Genomic DNA, 16,292 nt, shown 5'->3' with positions numbered 1-16,292 from the left:
CGATGACGCTGAACTCGGTCAGCCATGTCCGCGTCTGGTTGTTGGAACTTCTCGACGCGAACACGGGCAGAGCTTGGACCGAAAACGGCGACAAGGCGACTAGCAATTGGTATGCCAAATACCCGCAATCCTGTAGTGCCCCTGCGGGCGGACTACAGGGAAGGCGGCGCAGGCCGCATGACAGGCGACTTCTGGCGGGTTTCCGCCGGTCAGTCGAGAGCCTCTGGCGGATTCCCGCCAGCGTCGTGAACTGCCAGGCCATGCTTGCGAAGCTTATCGTGCAGCGTCTTGCGTGGAATGCCCAGCGCTTCGGCCAGGCTGCGCAGAGAATTGTGCGGACGCGCCAGTTCGGCCGCGATCAGCGCGCGCTCGAAGGCTTCCACCTGTTCGCTGAGGCCGCCCGGCGTGCCGGTCGCTGGCCCCGGTGTCTCGACCTCCAGGCCCAGGCCCAGGCCGAGGGCGAAGCGCTCCGCGGTGTTCTGCAGCTCCCGCACGTTGCCCGGCCAGGTGTGGCGCAGCAGCTGGGCGCGCTGCGCGGCGCTGAGCGGTACCACCGGCAGGCCATGGCGCTGGCTGGCGGCGCTGGCGTAATGCTCGAACAGCAGCAGGGCATCCTCGCCACGTTCACGCAGCGGGGCGATCTTCAGCGGCGCGACGTTCAGGCGGTAATAGAGGTCGGCGCGGAAGCGCCCCTGGTCCGCCGCCTGGCGCAGGTCTTCCTTGGTGGCGGCGATGACCCGGATATCCAGGGGAATCAATTGGTTGGAGCCCATGCGTTCCACTACACGCTCCTGCAGCAGGCGCAGCAGCTTGACCTGTACGTCCAGGCTCATGCTCTCGATCTCATCGAGGAACAGGGTGCCGCCGCTGGCGTGCTCGAACTTGCCGATGCGCCGCTTGGCGGCGCCGGTAAAGGCGCCAGCCTCGTGGCCGAACAGCTCGCTTTCCACCACCGACTCGGCCAGCGCGCCGGCGTTGATGGCCACGAACGGGCCGTCGCGGCGGGCGGACAAGTCGTGCAGGGCGCGCGCCACCACTTCCTTGCCGGCGCCGGTTTCGCCGAGGATCAGCACGTCGGCGGAGGTGGCGGCCAGCGCGGCGATCTGGTCGCGCAGGCGCTGCATCACCGGTGAGCGGCCAAGCAGTCGCACGTCCAGCTGCTGGCGGTCGGCCAGGGCCAGGCGCAGGCTGCGGTTGTCCAGCACCAGGCGGCGCAGGTCGAGGGCGCGGCGCACGCTCTCCAGCAGCTGTTCGCTGGCGAAGGGCTTCTCCAGGAAGTCGTAGGCGCCGGCGCGCATGGCCTGCACCGCCAGCGGCACGTCGCCGTGGCCGGTGATCAGCAGCACCGGCAGCTCCGGGTCGCGCTCGTGGATCTGCGCCAGCAGCTGCAGGCCATCCAGGCCGGGCATACGGATGTCGCTGACCACTACGCCCGGCCAGTCGCGGCCCAGGCGCGTGGCGACGCCCTGCGCGTTGTCCAGGGCCAGCACCCTGAGGCCGGCCAGGTCCAGGGTCTGGCTAAGGGCCAGGCGCAGGTGAGGATCGTCGTCAATCAGCAGGACCTGGATCTGGTTGTCGATGGCGGCTTCCGGACTCATGCGGACAGATCCTCCGGCGGATAGGGGTTGGTTCCGGGTTCGGCCAGGCGCAGGTGCAGGATCAGCTGCGCGCCACCCTCGGGATGATTGCCGATCTGCAGTTCGCCGCCCAGCGCGCGCATCAGACTGTCACAGATCGCCAGGCCCAGGCCGAGGCCCTGGGTGCTGGTCTTGGTGGTGAAGAACGGCTCCAGCGCATGATTCAGCGCCTCCTGGCTGAAACCACGGCCGTTGTCGCGCAGGCTCAGGGACACGCCCTGTTCATCATGGCGTGCGGCGATCCACAGCTTGCGGGGCAGCGGCCGCTCGGCGAGGGCGTCAAGGGCGTTGGCAATCAGGTTGCTGAGCACTTGGCGCAGGCGGGTCTCGCCGGCCTGCACCCACAGCGGCGCATCCGGCAGGTCGCGGATCAGCTCGACGTCCAGGGTGCGGCGGCGCTGGGCGTGCAGGGCCAGGGCGTCGTCCAGCGCCGGCTGCAGCGCCATGCTCTCCGGGGCATGCCGATCGCGGCGGGCGAAGGCACGCAGGTGGGCAATGATCGACGCGGCGCGGGCGGTCAGCGCGCTGATCTGCTGCAGGTTGGCATTCACCTCGTCGTGGCGCTGGTGCTCGAGCAGGATGCGGGCGTTGTCGGCGTAGCTGCGGATCGCCGCCAGCGGCTGGTTGAGTTCATGGCTGATGCTGGCGCTCATGGTGCCCAGCGCCGACAGCTTGCCGGCCTGCACCAGCTCGTCCTGGGCGCGCACCAACTCCTGCTGGGCCTGCTCGCGCTCCAGCACTTCCTGCTTGAGGCGGCTGTTGAGGCTCTCCAGGTCTCGGGTGCGCTCCAGCACCCGCGCCTCCAGCTCGCGCTGTGCGCGGGTGCTCAGTGCGATGCGATCCAGGTAGTGACGCTGGCGCTGCAGCCACAGGCCGTAGAGGGCGAGGATCGCCAGCAGGGCGATGCCGCCCCCGGCCAGGATGCTCTGTACCGGGCGATCCAGCTGGCTGGCGGGGGTCAGGATGCTTACCGTCCAGCCGATCTCGTCCAGCTGGCGGCTCTGCTGCAGCCAGAGCACCGGGTCCAGCTCGAGCTGCTGCAGGTCGAGGGTCGGGTAGGGCCGATGCAGGGCGATGGCCTCTTGCTCCTCGGCACGCAGCGGCCGCGTGGTGCGAAAGCGCCAGCCGGGGTAGGAGGTGAGAATCGCCACGCCCTGGCTGTCGGTCACCAGCAGGCGCTCCGGTGAATTGCCCCACAGGGTTTCGGTGCGGTCCAGGTCCAGCTTCACCACCAGCACGCCGACGCGTTCGCGGCCATGCTCGATGGCCTGGCCGAAGTAGTAGCCGCGCTTGCCGGAGGTGTTGCCCAGGCCGAAGAAACGTCCCAGGCGCCCGTCCATGGCTTCCAGGAAGTAGGGGCGGAAGGCGAAGTTGCGGCCGACGAACGAGTCCGGCTGGTCCCAGTTGGAAGAGGCGATGGTCAGTCCGTCGGCGCGCATCAGGTAGATCACGTCCGCGCCGGTCTGATGCTTGAGGCGCATCAACTGGTGGTTCGCCAGCTCCAGCGAGGCGCTGTTGCTCGGGCTCAGCAGCGCATTACGCAGCACCGGCAGGTTGCCAAGTATGCCCGGCAGGGTTTCGTAGCTGCGCAGCGTGCCCAGCAGGTTGGCGACGTAGAGGTCCAGCGTCTGGCGGTTCTGCTCGGCGAGTCGGGCGCTGTAATAGCGCTCGGCAAGCTCGTGCAGGGGCCAGAGCAGCAGGGCCAGCAGCAGGGCGAGAATGCCCAGGCTGCGCCAGCGGGGCCTGTTCGATGTGATGGAAGGATGGGTCATGCGGGATGGCATTATTCGGCAGGGCCATAGGGTGGCTGGAACGTCGACGCGGTTCAAGCGCGACAGACGGGATGCTTGAATGCGTGGCTCGCCATCCCCATCCTTTATGAGTGTTGTGTTATTGACTGATTCTATTGCAAGGATTTGGTTAATAAATTAGTGATCTGGGGGTTATACGCTAAGATGGCCCCCATCAAATGTTTCAACCCACCCTCTCCAAGGAGTCTGTGAATGTCCGTTATCAACACCCAGATCAAGCCGTTCAAAGCTCAGGCGTTCAAGCAGGGCAAGTTCATCGAAGTCACCGAAGCCGACCTGAAGGGCAAGTGGGCCGTCTTCTTCTTCTACCCGGCCGACTTCACCTTCGTCTGCCCGACCGAGCTGGGCGACGTGGCTGACCACTACGCCGAGTTCCAGAAGCTGGGCGTCGAGATCTACTCCGTGTCCACCGACACCCATTTCACCCACAAGGCCTGGCACGACAGCTCCGAAACCATCGGCAAGATCCAGTACACCATGATCGGCGACCCGACCATGCAGATCAGCCGCAACTTCGAAGTCCTGCGCGAAGACCAGGGCCTGGCCAACCGCGGTACCTTCATCGTTGACCCGGAAGGCATCATCCAGGCCGTGGAAATCACCGCCGAAGGCATCGGCCGTGACGCTTCCGACCTGCTGCGCAAGGTCAAGGCCGCCCAGTACGTCGCCTCCCACCCGGGCGAAGTCTGCCCGGCCAAGTGGAAGGAAGGCGAAGCCACTCTGGCTCCGTCCCTGGATCTGGTTGGCAAGATCTAAAAACGGCGGCAAAGCCGCTCAGCATCGCCGATGCGGCGTTGCAATCAGGCTCGGGCTGCTCATTTACAGCTCGTAAACTCCGCGCCCTCGCCTGATTGCGCCTTGCCTTGGCTTCGCTGACCTGCTTTGCCATCCGTTTTACGCTACGGGAGTTTTTACCGGCTCCCCTCTAGCCCGACGCCCGGGCGCGATCCGCCCGGGCGTTTTGTTTCCGGAATTTATTACACGGGGTACCGCACACCATGTTGGACGCCAATCTTAAAACCCAGTTGAAGGCCTACCTCGAAAAGGTCACCCAGCCGTTCGAGATCGTCGCGTCCCTCGATGATGGCGCGAAATCCCAGGAGATGCTGGGCCTGCTGCAGGACATCGCCGGCCTGAGCGACAAGATCAGCCTGCGCACCGACGGCAACGATGCCCGCAAGCCCTCGTTCTCCCTGAACCGCATCAACGGCAACATCAGCCTGACCTTCGCCGGTCTGCCGATGGGCCACGAATTCACGTCCCTGGTGCTGGCCCTGCTGCAGGTCGGCGGCCATCCGTCCAAGGAAAGCCAGGACGTCATCGAACAGATCAAGGGTCTGCAAGGCGAATTCAACTTCGAGACCTATTTCTCCCTGTCCTGCCAGAACTGCCCGGATGTCGTTCAGGCGCTGAACCTGATGGCCGTGCTGAACCCGAACATCCGCCACGTCGCCATCGACGGCGCGCTGTTCCAGGATGAAGTCGAAGCCCGCCAGGTGATGTCCGTACCGAGCATCTACCTGAACGGCGAAGTGTTCGGCCAGGGCCGCATGGACGTTGCACAGATCCTCGCCAAGCTGGACACCGGCGCCGCCTCCCGCGCCGCCGACCAGATGAACGCCAAGGACGCCTTCGACGTGCTGGTGGTCGGTGGTGGCCCGGCGGGTGCTTCCGCCGCCGTGTATGCGGCGCGCAAGGGCATCCGTACCGGTGTGGCGGCCGAGCGCTTCGGCGGCCAGGTACTGGACACCATGTCCATCGAGAACTTCATCTCCGTGAAGGAGACCGAGGGTCCGAAGCTGGCCCGCGCGCTGGAAGAGCACGTCAAGCAGTACGACGTGGACATCATGAACCTGCAGCGCGCCAGCAAGCTGATTCCGGCCGGCGCCGACGGCCTGCACACCGTGGAATTCGAGAACGGCGGCCGCCTGCAGGCCAAGACCGTGATCCTCTCCACCGGTGCCCGCTGGCGCGAAATGAACGTGCCGGGCGAGGCCGAGTACAAGGCCAAGGGCGTGTGCTTCTGCCCGCACTGCGACGGCCCGCTGTTCAAGGGCAAGCGCGTGGCGGTGATTGGCGGCGGCAACTCCGGCGTCGAAGCTGCCATCGACCTGGCCGGCATCGTGTCCCACGTGACCCTGCTGGAGTTCGGTGAAAGCATGCGTGCCGACGCCGTGCTGCAGGCCAAGGTGCGCAGCCTGCCGAACGTCACCATCCACACCCTGGCGCAGACCACCGAGGTGCTGGGCGATGGCCAGAAGGTGACCGGCCTGGTCTACAAGGACCGCACTACCGAGCAGCTGCACACCGTCGAGCTGGAAGGCATCTTCGTGCAGATCGGCCTGCTGCCCAACAGCGACTGGCTGAAGGGCACCGTCGAGCTGAACCGCTTCGGCGAGATCGTGGTCGACGCCAAGGGCCAGACCAACATCCCCGGTGTGTTTGCCGCCGGCGACGTCACCACCGTGCCGTACAAGCAGATCGTGATTGCGGTCGGCGAGGGCGCCAAGGCTTCTCTAAGCGCTTTCGATCACCTGATCCGTCAGGGCTGATCACAAAGAAAAAATGCCTGCGTGCAAACGGGCGAGCCCCGTGGCGAAAGCCACGGGGTTTTTTATTGCAGGGTGTTTCCATACGCCCCTGGGTATCGAAGGTGAAGGTTGTGTCCAACCCGACGGAAGGCGACCATTGGCGCTTCGACCATGGGGTCGTGCTGTTACCCAAAAGGAGAACACCGTGAAAGCTCTTGTCATCGGCAGCCTGAGTGCCGTACTCGCCGCCGCCAGCCTGACCGCCAACGCCCAACTGAGCGTTGAGGACCAGATCCAGTACCGCAAGGCCGGTTACCAGTTCATGTCCTGGAACATGGGCAAGATCAAGGCTCAGGTCATCGACGGCAGCGTGCCGTTCGACGCCGCCCAGGTGCAGGCTTCCGCCAACGCCATCGCCGCGTTGGCCAACTCCGGCATGGGCGCGCTGTACAGCCCGGACAGCGTGCAGGGCAAGGCCCCGGTGAAGACCCGCCTGAAGCCCGAATTCTTCCAGAACCTGGAAAAGGCCGGCCAGATCGGCGGCCAGTTCGTGCAGGCCGCCAACACCCTGGCCAGCGAAGCCGCCAGCGGCGACCAGGCGCGCATCCGCAAGGCCTTCGGTGACGTCGGTGCCGGCTGCAAGGCCTGCCATGACAACTTCCGCGCCAAGTAAGCGGAACGCAGCGTTACGCAAAAGGCCGATCATTCGATCGGCCTTTTTGTTTGGGATGTCCCGTGCAGGTTGCGGCGGCCGGAAAAAGCGCCGACCGCGTTACCAGCTCAACGCCGGCGGCGGGGTGGCCGGTTTCGGCGGTTCCAGCCACTGTGGCGCCTGCTGCAGCGCCCAGACCGCCGCCAGGCTGATGAGCAGGGCGAACAGGAACGCAACCAGGCTGCCGCCACGGGCGGCCTGTTCCGGTGCCATCTCCGTGTCACGGCCATGCAGCATGGCCTGCACCAGTTTCTTGCCCCGCAGCTGATACGCCAGGATGGCCAGGATATGCAGCCCGACCAGCAGCATCAGCAGGTTCTTCAGCTGGCGGTGGATGTCGGTCAGCCACAGGCTGGTTTCGGTGTCCACCAGGCGGGCCAGCGGGCCACGCAGGGCGATGTCGTCATAGGCCAGGAGACCGGTTGCCGTCTGGGCGATCAGCACCGCGATCAGGGCCAGCACGGACAGCGCGCCCAGCGGGTTGTGACCCGGCTCGCGCCATTCGCCGCGCAGGTAGCGGCCCATTGCGAGCGGCGCGCTGACGATGGCGCTCCAGCGGGCATAGGTGGAGCCCAGCAGGCCCCAGAGCAGGCGGAACACCAGCAGGCCGGCGACGAGCATGCCCAGATCGGCGTGCCAGCTCATCCAGTTGCCGCCGGCCAAGCCTGTCGCGATCGCACCCGCCACGCTCAGCACCAGCAACCAGTGAAACAGCCGCAGCGGCAGGTCCCAAACCCTCTGTGTCATGTTCGACTCCTCGACATCCAGCGTGCGCCGGCGTCTGGAATGGGGATTGCCGGCGGGCGACATGGTATCCGCTCGGCTCGGAGCGGAGCAGTGCGAGTGCGTGACAGAATGCCTCAGCGGGTCATGGAGTGGCCCGGATGCGTCAGTGGCGGGCGGCCTGCCAGAGTCGGGCAATATCGGTGGCGCGGGCCTGCAGCAGACCGGCCGCATCGGTGCAGGCCTGCTCCAGCGTGGTCGGGCCGGGCACCAGGCTGAAGGCCGCGGTGATGCCGGCGGTGTACAGGCGCTGGTAGCCCTCGCCCAGGCTGCCGGCCAGGGCGATCACCGGCACGCTGGCGGCGCGGGCGATACGGGCCACGCCCAGCGGGGTCTTGCCGTGCAGGGTCTGCGCATCCAGGCGACCCTCGCCGGTGATCACCAGCGCAGCACCCTGCATGGCGTCGGCCAGGCCGCAGAGCTCGGCGACCACCTCGATGCCGGGTCGGAAGCGGGCACCCAGCAGGGCGCGTGCCGCAAAGCCCAAACCGCCGGCCGTGCCCGCACCCGGCTCGGTCGAATGATCCGTGCCCAGCGCGGCAGCCATCCGCGCGGCGTAATGGGCGAGCGCCGCATCCAGCAGGCAAACCTGCTCCGGGCTGGCACCTTTCTGCGGGCCGAACACCGCGGAGGCACCGTGCGGGCCGCACAGCGGGTTGTCCACGTCCGCCGCGACGAGCACCGCCACCTGGGCAAGGCGCGGGTCCAGCCCGGACAGATCGATTTCCGCCAGTTGGGCCAGCGCCGCGCCACCAGGCGCCAGCGCCTGCCCGGCGCTGTCCAGCAGACGCACACCCAGGGCGCGCAGCAGGCCGGCGCCGCCATCGTTGGTGGCGCTGCCGCCCAGACCGAGGATGATGCGCTGCGCGCCGGCGTCCAGGGCCTGGCGAATCAGCTCACCGGTCCCCGCGCTGCAGGCACGCAGGATGTCGCGCTGCTCCGGGGGCACCTGATGCAGACCACTGGCGGCCGCCATCTCGATCACTGCGGTGTCGTCCGCGAGCCAGCCCCAATGGGCCTCGACGGGCGTGCCCAGCGGGCCGCTGACCGTGCAGGTGCGCCGTTCGCCACCCACTGCCGCCAGCACCGCGTCCACCGTGCCTTCGCCGCCGTCGGCCATCGGTCGCAGCAGGCACTCGGCGTCCGGGAACACCGCTCGCCAGCCTCGCGCGATGGCCTCGGCCACCTGTGCGGCGGCGAGGCTTTCCTTGAACGAGTCCGGGGCGATGACGATCTTCATGGGCGACTCCGCTAGGGCTGGCGCTCGTCCTCGCGAATCGCCTTGAGGACCTGGCGCTGCAGCGCGATGAAGGCGGTGCTGGTCGCCATCTCCTCGTGGCGCGGGCGGCCCAGTTCGACGGGGAAGCTGGCCTTGATGTGCCCCGGGCCACGGCCCATCACCACGATGCGGTCGGACAGGTAGACCGCCTCCTCGATGTCGTGGGTGACGAACATCACCGTCAGGCGATGATGCTCCCAGATGCGCGTCAGCAGCTCCTGCATCTGATGGCGGGTCATGGCGTCCAGCGCGCCGAAGGGCTCGTCCATCAGCAGGATCTTCGGCCGGTAGGATAGCGCCCGGGCGATGGCCACGCGCTGCTTCATGCCGCCGGACAGCTCGTTCGGGTAGGCCTCGGCGTAATCGTTCAGGCCCACCAGTTGCAGGTGCTCGTCGGCGATGCGCCGGCACTCGCCACGGGTGCGACCAGCGGCCTTGAGGGCGAACTCGATGTTCTCCCGCGCGTTCAACCAGGGCAGCAGGGTGTAGGACTGGAACACCACGCCGCGGTCCAGGCCGGCGCCGCGAATCGGCTCGCCATCCACCAGCACCTGGCCGCTGTCGAAGCCTTCCAGGCCGGCTGCGATCGACAGCAGGGTGCTCTTGCCACAGCCGGAGGTGCCGACCAGCGAGACGAATTCGTTGTCGTGCAGGGTCAGCTCGATGTCGCGCAGCACCTGACGTTGCTCACGGCCGTGGGGGAAGCTCTTGTTGAGTCCACGGATTTCCAGGGTGGCCATCAGCGACGTCTCCGGTTGTAGCGGAACAGCACGCGCTCTGCGGCGCGCATCAGCTGGTCGGTGACCAGCCCCAGCAGGCCCAGCAGCAGGATGTAGCCGATGATGGTGTCGGTCTGGAAGAAGCGCTGCGAGACGGTGATGCGGTAGCCCAGGCCGGAAGTCGCCGCCACCAGCTCGGCCAGGACCAGCCAGGTCCAGGCCCAGCCGAGGCTGATGCGCAGGGCATCCCAGATGCCGGGCAGGGCGCTGGGCAGCACGATGCGCAGCAGGATGGCCGGATCGCGCATGCCCAAGGTGCGGCCCAGGCCGATGAAGTCCGGCGGCACGCGCTTGACCGCGTCCATGATCATCAGCACCTGCTGGAAGAAAGTGCCGATCCAGATGATCAGGAATTTCTGCACATCGCTGGTGCCGGCCCAGAGGATGGTCAGCGGCACGAAGGCCACCACCGGCATGTAGCGGATGAAGTCCACCAGCGGCTCGCTGGCCGCCTTCCAGAAGCCGTAGCAACCGGCCAGGGTGCCGATGACGATGCTCATGGCCGAGGAGATCAGGAAGGCCACGCCGATGCGGTACAGGCTGACCTGCAGATCGGCCCACAGGGTGCCGTCGGCTGCCAGCGACAGCATGCGGGCCAGGACGTCCGCCGGGGCCGGCAGGAACAGCCTGGGCACCAGGTCCGAGGCGGTGGACAGGTACCAGGCCAGTCCGAGCAGGACGAAGACGCCGAGCCCGATCAGCCAGTAGCTGTGGCGGCCGGGGGGCTGGCCGATGGTGAACAGGGAGGAGCGTTGAGTCATGTCGAGAACACCGCCCCGCAGTCCGGCGGGGCGGTGCGGGGGCTCACTTCAGGGCTTCGACGAATCGCGTGTCGAGCAGTTGGGCAGGAGATACCGGTTGCGGCAGCAGGCCGGCATCGCCGGCGGCCTTGGTGATGTGGCGCATGCTGGTGTTGATGAACTCGCCCTGCACCTGCAGGTCGCGCTGGTTGTCGGCCAGCGAGTAGAACTTCACCCCGGCGAACGCGCTGTCCAGCTCGTCGGCGCTGGCGCCGACACCACGGGCGATGATCGCCTGGCCCTGTTGCGGGTTGGCCTGGTAGAAGCGGTAGGCCGCTTCCCAGCTGCGCAGCAGCGCCAGTACCTGGCCGGGACGTTTCTGCAGCATCTCGTCGCGCACCACCAGCACGTCGCTGATCAGGCCCGGATCATCGGAGCCCTGGTACAGGGTTCGGATGTTCGGATTCTGCTGGGCGGCCACGCTCAGGTACGGCTCGTAGGTGACGGCGGCCGGCACCTGGCCGGCGATCAGCGCACTGCCGGCCGAGGAGGCGGGCATCGGTACCGGGCGGATATCCGCCAGGGTCATGCCGGCCTTGGCCAGCGCGCTGTGCAGCAGGATGTCGCTGGTGGTGCCTTCCTCGTAGGCCACGGCCTTGCCCTTGAGATCGGCCAGGGTCTTGATGGACGGATCGACGATCAGCGCATCGGCGCTGGTGCTCTGGTCCAGCAGCATGACGATCTTCACCGGCAGGCCGGCGGAGACCATGGCCATGGCGGTGTGGGTGGCCAGGTTGCCGGCGTCGATGCGCCCGCTGGCCAGCGCCGCGTTCATGTCCTTGTCTTCGTTGAAGTTGATCAGCTCCACCCCCTGCAGACCATTGGCGGCAAAGTGGCCTTGCTCGTCTGCGACATACCACTGGCCATAGCCCAGCCAGGGTTGCATGCCGAGTTTGACGGTACCGCTCTCCGGCTTGAGATCGGCGGACGGGGCGGCGGCAATCGCCGGCGCTGCCAGCAGGGCGAGGCTGGCGCTGGCCGCAAGGTTTCGCAGCTGGGACAGGATGGACATGGGCATCGATGCTCCGCGAATGGAAGTCAGGTTATGCGCGCCGGGGGCTGCGCATGCGCGAAGCATTCTACGGGAAAGCGGCGGGAAATAGCGTGCCAGAGCATCGCGGCGGGAGCGATGCGGGTCACTTCATGCAAGGAACTAGATCACATATCCGCCAATGGCCACGAAGTGCAGCGAGCTGCCACCGACCACGAACAGGTGCCAGATGCCGTGCCAGTGGCGAAAGCGTGTGTCGTAGACGAAGAACACGATGCCCGCCGTATACACCACGCCGCCGGCCAGCAGCCAGGCGAAGCCTTCGCCGCCCAGGTTGCGCAGCAGCGGGCCGATGGCAATCAGCACGATCCAGCCCATCACTGCGTAGATCACCAGCGACAGGACGCGGGCTTCCGAGCGTGGCTTGATCTCCTGCAGCATGCCGATGATCGCCAGACCCCAGACGATGCCGAACAGCGTCCAGCCCCAGGCGCCATTCAGCGTTACCAGGCAGAAGGGCGTGTAGCTGCCGGCGATCAGCAGATAGATGGACAGGTGGTCCAGCTTGCGCAGGATGCGCTTCGCCCGTCCGCGCACGCTGTGGTAGACGGTCGAGATGGTGTAGAGCAGCAGCAGCGTGGCGCCGTAGATGGACACCCCGACGATCTTCCAGGGATCGCCATCCAGGCTGCTGAGCACGATCAGCCACACCGAGCCGGTCAGGGCCAGCAGGGCCCCGGCCAGGTGGCTCCAGGCGTTGAAGCGTTCACCGTGATACATGCCGTTTCTCCTTGTCCGTGCGCCGCCAGTATAAGCATGCCGCCGTGAACAGGCAGTGACGGTTTCGGTCGTCATCACTGACGGCGATGTCCTCCGGCCTAGCGCTTGGCCTCCGTTTCCGGTGCTGCGGAACGGCGCAGGAAGGCCTGGGTGAGTTCCGGCAGATGCTGGCGCAGCCAGTCGGACATGGCGATTTCCTGCTGCAGGATCGCCTCGCAGACCCGGTGGGTCTCGGTGTCCTGGGCGACCTTCGCGGCTTCGATCAACACGGTGTACGAGGCGATTTCCATGTTCTCGAACACGTAGCCGCTCATGGCGCCCTTGATGACCTCGTCACTCATCATCATGCCGGCCATGCCCTGCCCGAAGGCCATGACCTTGCCGGAAATGTCCTTGAGCGTGGACGGGCTGCTGCCCAGGCGCTGCAGACAGGTTTCCAGCTGGGCCCGCTGGTGGTGGGTTTCTTCCAGGTGCTGCTGAATGCGGGCACGCAGCTCCGGGTAATGCTCCAGCCGCTCGACCTGGGAGGTGAGCATTGTCTCGGCCTGTTGTTCCATGGCATGCGCATCGCGCAGCCAGTCGAGCAGGTTTTCTTGTGGGGTAGCCATTGCTTCGCGCCTCCCGATGCAGGTGAGCTTCTGAGAGCCGGTGGCGCCCCGGGGTGTTCAGGAAAGAGGACAGATGGAGCGCCTGGCCGGCCGCGAGTGCCGCCCATCGAATGGCTGCAACTCCCTCCCCGCGGCTGAATCAGGGAAAGGTGCCCCTCACGGCGGCTCCCTGACAAACCGGAGGTACGAATGGATACCCTGACCAGCCTGTTCGACGGCAAGGGTACGCCCCTGGCCAAACAGAAATTCACCTGGCGGGAAATGGCGACCAGGCCCATCAGCAAGCTTGATGACGATGCCTTCACCCGGGTGCGCATCATCCTCATGAACGGCATCGAGATGGATGCGTTGCGCCTGAAGAACATCGGCGCGCGGTTCCATGGCCCGCTGCGCGAAGCCCTCGCCCAGGTAAGACGCGCCGAGCAGCACCAGGCGACCATGGTCAACTGGTTGCTCTCGGCCGACCACTCCCCGCTAGAAACCACGGTCGCCTACGAACAGGTGGCCATCGAGGTCACCGCCGCCGTGGCGCAGACCGAGCCCGATCCTTACCAGGCGCAGACTTACCGCTTCGGCCTGCTGGAGGATTTCGACCACCTGTATCGCTACTCGGCGATGCTCGACCGCCTGGAGGGCAAGGACGCCAACAACATCCTGCAGGGCTACACCGACATCATCCCCAGCCGGCCGACCACCGATCACCATCGCGCCCCGGAAGACGACCTGCGGGACTCCTACCAGCGCGACAGCGCCGCGCTGATCACCAAGATCCACGCGGCGATGATCACTGCCGCCGAATACCAGACCCACGACTACTACATGACCATCGGGCCGACCTTCTCCGATCCGCTGGCCCGCCAGCTGTACGCCGAGATCGCCTCGGTGGAGGAGCAGCACGTCACCCAGTACGGCTCGCTGCAGGACCCGGATGAAAGCTTCCTGGAGAAATGGCTGATCCACGAGGCCATGGAAATCTATGCCTACCACAGCTGCATGGAGCAGGAGGAGAACCCGCGCATCAAGGCGATCTGGGAACGCTTCGTCGACTACGAGCTGGGCCACCTGAACCTGGTCAGCGAGCTGTTCAAGAAGCACGAGGGGCGCGACCCGGCCGAAGTGCTCCAGGGCTCGGTGCCCAGGCTCATCGAGTTCAAGAGCCAGCGCGAGTTCGTGCGCAAGACCCTGGCCGCGGAAATCGACCTGCGCGCCAAAGGCCACCAGTTCGTCGATCGCAAGGACGAGGGCAAGGCCAGCAAGGACTACCGCAAGCAGCTGCACGCCGATGGCGTCGCCTCGGAAACCGTATCCGCCGGCTACCAATGGACGCCGGGAACCGAACTCAGTCTGAAGAAAGCCTCCTGAGGACCTCACCATGCAGACCGCAGTCAAGATGGGACACAACGTCACCGGCGCGCAGATGTCGCCCAAGGATAGCGAAGCGCAACTCAAGGCCACCCGCGAGGTACCGCCAGACGTACCGGGCGGCCCGGAAAAACTCGCCCTGGTGCGCACCCGGGAAGCGGCGAAGGCCGACTCCATCGGCTCGGTGCCGGTTCCCGGATCGGCCAAGGGCATGCTGAAAACGGCGGTCAACAAGCTGGTCGGCGTCAGCCCGGAAGTGCTGATCGACAAGCTCGGCGAGCGCTTGGCCTTCGAGCGCGGCGGCGTGCGCCTCTATGACGCCCTGCTGGCCAAGGCCAAGGCCATCGACACGCTGGACAAAGCGATGCTGCAGACCCTGCAGCACTTTCGCCAGGAAGAGGCCGAGCACCTGGGCCTGGTTACCGCCGCCATGGAGAAACTGGGCGCCGACCCCACCGCCATGACCCCCTGCGCCGATGTGGCCGGCTGCATCAACATGGGCGTGATGGAAACCATCGCCGACCCGCGCACCAGCCTCGCCCAATGCCTCAACGCCTTGCTCACCGCCGAGCTCAGCGACAACGCCGGCTGGGAACTGCTCATCGACCTGGCCAACGCCTCCGGCCAGGGCGACATCGCCGACTCCTTCGGCAAGGCGCTCCAGCAGGAGCAGGTGCACATGCAGACGGTGAAGGAATGGTTGAGCCAGGAGGTATTGGGGCAGGTGTAGCGGCGGCGCGAGCGCTGTTGCTCAGCGCTTCTCCTGCAGCGCTTGCAGGGCCGAGCGGCAGCGCTCTTCGGCGGTGTCCAGTTCGAGCTGCATCTGCTGGATGTCCAGCAACTGCTGCTCGAGCTGCTGTCGGCGCTCGGCAATCATGCCGAGCATGATATTGAGCTGCTTCTGGTTGCCGGCCTGGGGGTCGTACAGCTCGATCAGTGTCTTGCATTCGGCCAGCGAGAAGCCGATGCGCTTGCCGCGCAGGATCAGCTTGAGCGCGACGCGATCCTTGGCCGAGTAGATGCGCTCCTGGCCGCGCCGGGTCGGCGACAGCAGGCCCTGTTCCTCGTAGAAGCGGATGGCCCGCGTGGTGATATCCAGCTCATTGGCCAGGTCGGAAATCCGGTAGGTCTGTTTGGACATGGTGATTCCACTACTCGTTGGAGGTGCCTGGCAGGGAGCCCCCGGCCGGCGGGCTATTTTATGCACATGCGGCCGCCTTGTTGGCATCTGTGTCATTGCGCCAGACGCGCCCGCGCCACCCGCGAGCCATTTGGCCGGCCCAGCACCTCGCTGATGCGCTGGCCGGCCGCGATCAGCGCCGGCAGTTCCACGCCGGTGTGAATGCCCAGGCCATCGAGCAGGTACAGCACGTCCTCGCTGGCCACGTTGCCGCTGGCGCCCTTGGCATAGGGACACCCGCCGAGCCCGGCGACCGAGCTGTCGAATACCGCGATGCCTTCCAGCAGGCTGGCATAGATGTTCGCCAGCGCCTGGCCGTAGGTGTCGTGGAAATGTCCGGCCAGCCGCTCGCGAGGCACGGCGCGGGCCACGGTGTCGAACAGCGTGCGGGCCTTGCCCGGCGTGCCGGTGCCGATGGTGTCGCCCAGCGAGATCTCGTAGCAGCCCATGGCATGCAGCTCGCCGGCCACCTCGGCGACCTTGCCCGGCGCCACCTCGCCCTCGTAGGGGCAGCCGAGCACGCAGGACACGTAGCCGCGCACGCGGATGTCCCGCGCGCGCGCGGCCTCCAGCAGCGGCGCGAAGCGCGCCAGGCTCTCGGCGATCGAGCAGTTGATGTTCTTCTGCGAGAAGGCCTCGGACGCGGCGGCGAACACCGCGACTTCCCGCACCCCGGCCGCGATGGCCGCTTCCAGACCCTGCAGGTTCGGCGTCAACGCCGCGTAGGTGACGCCGGCCTTGCGCTCGATCTGCGCGAACACCTCGGCCGAGCCGGCCATCTGCGGCACCCACTTGGGCGACACGAAGCTGCCGACCTCGATATGGGACAGGCCGGCGGCGCTCAGGTCGTTCACCAGGCGTACCTTGTCGGCCACGCTAATCGGCTGGCGCTCGTTCTGCAGACCGTCACGCGGGCCGACTTCGACCAGACGGACCTGTTTGGGCAGGCTCATATGAATCCTCCAGGGGTAATGGCGACGCCGTTGCGTGGGTATCGGTGGAAAATCGCTGCGCGAGTTTTCCACCCTACGGTGTTGCG

16 protein-coding genes are annotated in these 16,292 nt (G+C 66.5%); 5 read left to right on the top strand and 11 right to left on the bottom strand.

The window, feature by feature from the left end; translation table 11 throughout:
• Positions 1-209: 209 nt before the first annotated feature.
• Complete coding sequence (locus tag PT85_RS11210) at positions 210-1,598, bottom strand: sigma-54-dependent transcriptional regulator (RefSeq protein ID WP_039606682.1); 1,389 nt, start codon at positions 1,596-1,598, stop codon at positions 210-212.
• Complete coding sequence (locus PT85_RS11205; protein ID WP_039561119.1) at positions 1,595-3,409, bottom strand: sensor histidine kinase; 1,815 nt, start codon at positions 3,407-3,409, stop codon at positions 1,595-1,597. The genes PT85_RS11210 and PT85_RS11205 overlap by 4 nt, the downstream gene beginning before the upstream one ends.
• A gap of 231 nt (positions 3,410-3,640) precedes the next feature.
• On the opposite strand from PT85_RS11205, the gene ahpC reads away from it, so the two are divergent.
• The 3 genes from ahpC to PT85_RS11190 all read left to right on the top strand — a co-directional run bounded on the left by ahpC (position 3,641) and on the right by PT85_RS11190 (position 6,652).
• Complete coding sequence (gene ahpC / locus PT85_RS11200; RefSeq protein WP_027589085.1) at positions 3,641-4,204, top strand: alkyl hydroperoxide reductase subunit C; 564 nt, start codon at positions 3,641-3,643, stop codon at positions 4,202-4,204.
• A gap of 242 nt (positions 4,205-4,446) precedes the next feature.
• Complete coding sequence (gene ahpF, locus PT85_RS11195; protein WP_039561118.1) at positions 4,447-6,000, top strand: alkyl hydroperoxide reductase subunit F; 1,554 nt, start codon at positions 4,447-4,449, stop codon at positions 5,998-6,000.
• A 184-nt stretch (positions 6,001-6,184) separates the two neighbouring features.
• Entirely contained in the window at positions 6,185-6,652 is a 468-nt protein-coding gene (locus tag PT85_RS11190) for a c-type cytochrome (protein ID WP_027589083.1), read from the top strand.
• Positions 6,653-6,751: 99 nt separating this feature from the next.
• Here the strand turns inward: PT85_RS11190 and PT85_RS11185 are convergent, their stop codons facing one another.
• The 7 genes from PT85_RS11185 to PT85_RS11155 form a co-directional block, all read right to left on the bottom strand.
• Entirely contained in the window at positions 6,752-7,438 is a 687-nt protein-coding gene (locus PT85_RS11185; RefSeq protein ID WP_039606681.1) for a cytochrome b/b6 domain-containing protein, read from the bottom strand.
• A gap of 142 nt (positions 7,439-7,580) precedes the next feature.
• Positions 7,581-8,714, bottom strand: coding sequence for a glycerate kinase (locus PT85_RS11180; RefSeq protein ID WP_039606680.1), 1,134 nt, complete (start codon positions 8,712-8,714; stop codon positions 7,581-7,583).
• An 11-nt stretch (positions 8,715-8,725) separates the two neighbouring features.
• The gene (locus PT85_RS11175) at positions 8,726-9,493 is read right to left on the bottom strand and encodes an ABC transporter ATP-binding protein (RefSeq protein ID WP_039561114.1); all 768 of its coding nucleotides are present in this window, start codon (positions 9,491-9,493) and stop codon (positions 8,726-8,728) included.
• Positions 9,493-10,293: an ABC transporter permease gene (locus PT85_RS11170; RefSeq protein ID WP_039606679.1), complete on the bottom strand. Its 801-nt coding sequence runs from the start codon at positions 10,291-10,293 to the stop codon at positions 9,493-9,495. The genes PT85_RS11175 and PT85_RS11170 overlap by 1 nt, the downstream gene beginning before the upstream one ends.
• A 43-nt stretch (positions 10,294-10,336) precedes the next feature.
• Complete coding sequence (locus tag PT85_RS11165) at positions 10,337-11,350, bottom strand: ABC transporter substrate-binding protein (protein ID WP_027589078.1); 1,014 nt, start codon at positions 11,348-11,350, stop codon at positions 10,337-10,339.
• 135 nt (positions 11,351-11,485) lie between these two features.
• Positions 11,486-12,103, bottom strand: coding sequence for a PAQR family membrane homeostasis protein TrhA (gene trhA / locus PT85_RS11160; RefSeq protein WP_027589077.1), 618 nt, complete (start codon positions 12,101-12,103; stop codon positions 11,486-11,488).
• 98 nt (positions 12,104-12,201) lie between these two features.
• Positions 12,202-12,711 carry a ferritin-like domain-containing protein gene (locus PT85_RS11155; RefSeq protein WP_039606678.1) on the bottom strand — a complete coding sequence of 170 codons (510 nt, stop codon included), beginning with the start codon at positions 12,709-12,711 and terminating at the stop codon, positions 12,202-12,204.
• A 189-nt stretch (positions 12,712-12,900) separates the two neighbouring features.
• Between PT85_RS11155 and PT85_RS11150 the strand changes: the two genes are divergently transcribed.
• Together PT85_RS11150 and PT85_RS11145 are read left to right on the top strand one after the other, a co-directional pair.
• Entirely contained in the window at positions 12,901-14,073 is a 1,173-nt protein-coding gene (locus PT85_RS11150) for a hypothetical protein (RefSeq protein WP_027589075.1), read from the top strand.
• A 10-nt stretch (positions 14,074-14,083) separates the two neighbouring features.
• On the top strand, positions 14,084-14,803 hold the full coding sequence (locus tag PT85_RS11145) for a demethoxyubiquinone hydroxylase family protein (protein ID WP_039561109.1): 720 nt from the start codon (positions 14,084-14,086) through the stop codon (positions 14,801-14,803).
• Positions 14,804-14,824: 21 nt separating this feature from the next.
• On the opposite strand, the gene PT85_RS11140 is transcribed toward PT85_RS11145, so the two are convergent.
• On the bottom strand, positions 14,825-15,214 hold the full coding sequence (locus tag PT85_RS11140) for a MerR family transcriptional regulator (RefSeq protein ID WP_027589073.1): 390 nt from the start codon (positions 15,212-15,214) through the stop codon (positions 14,825-14,827).
• Between the two features lie 92 nt (positions 15,215-15,306).
• Positions 15,307-16,206, bottom strand: coding sequence for a hydroxymethylglutaryl-CoA lyase (locus PT85_RS11135; protein WP_027589072.1), 900 nt, complete (start codon positions 16,204-16,206; stop codon positions 15,307-15,309).
• Between the last annotated feature and the right edge of the window lie 86 nt (positions 16,207-16,292).

It is taken from the genome of Pseudomonas flexibilis (assembly GCF_000806415.1).
GTDB lineage: Bacteria > Pseudomonadota > Gammaproteobacteria > Pseudomonadales > Pseudomonadaceae > Serpens > Serpens flexibilis.
Note: the sequence above shows the minus strand (reverse complement) of the source record. Positions and strands in the feature narration are given on the sequence as shown.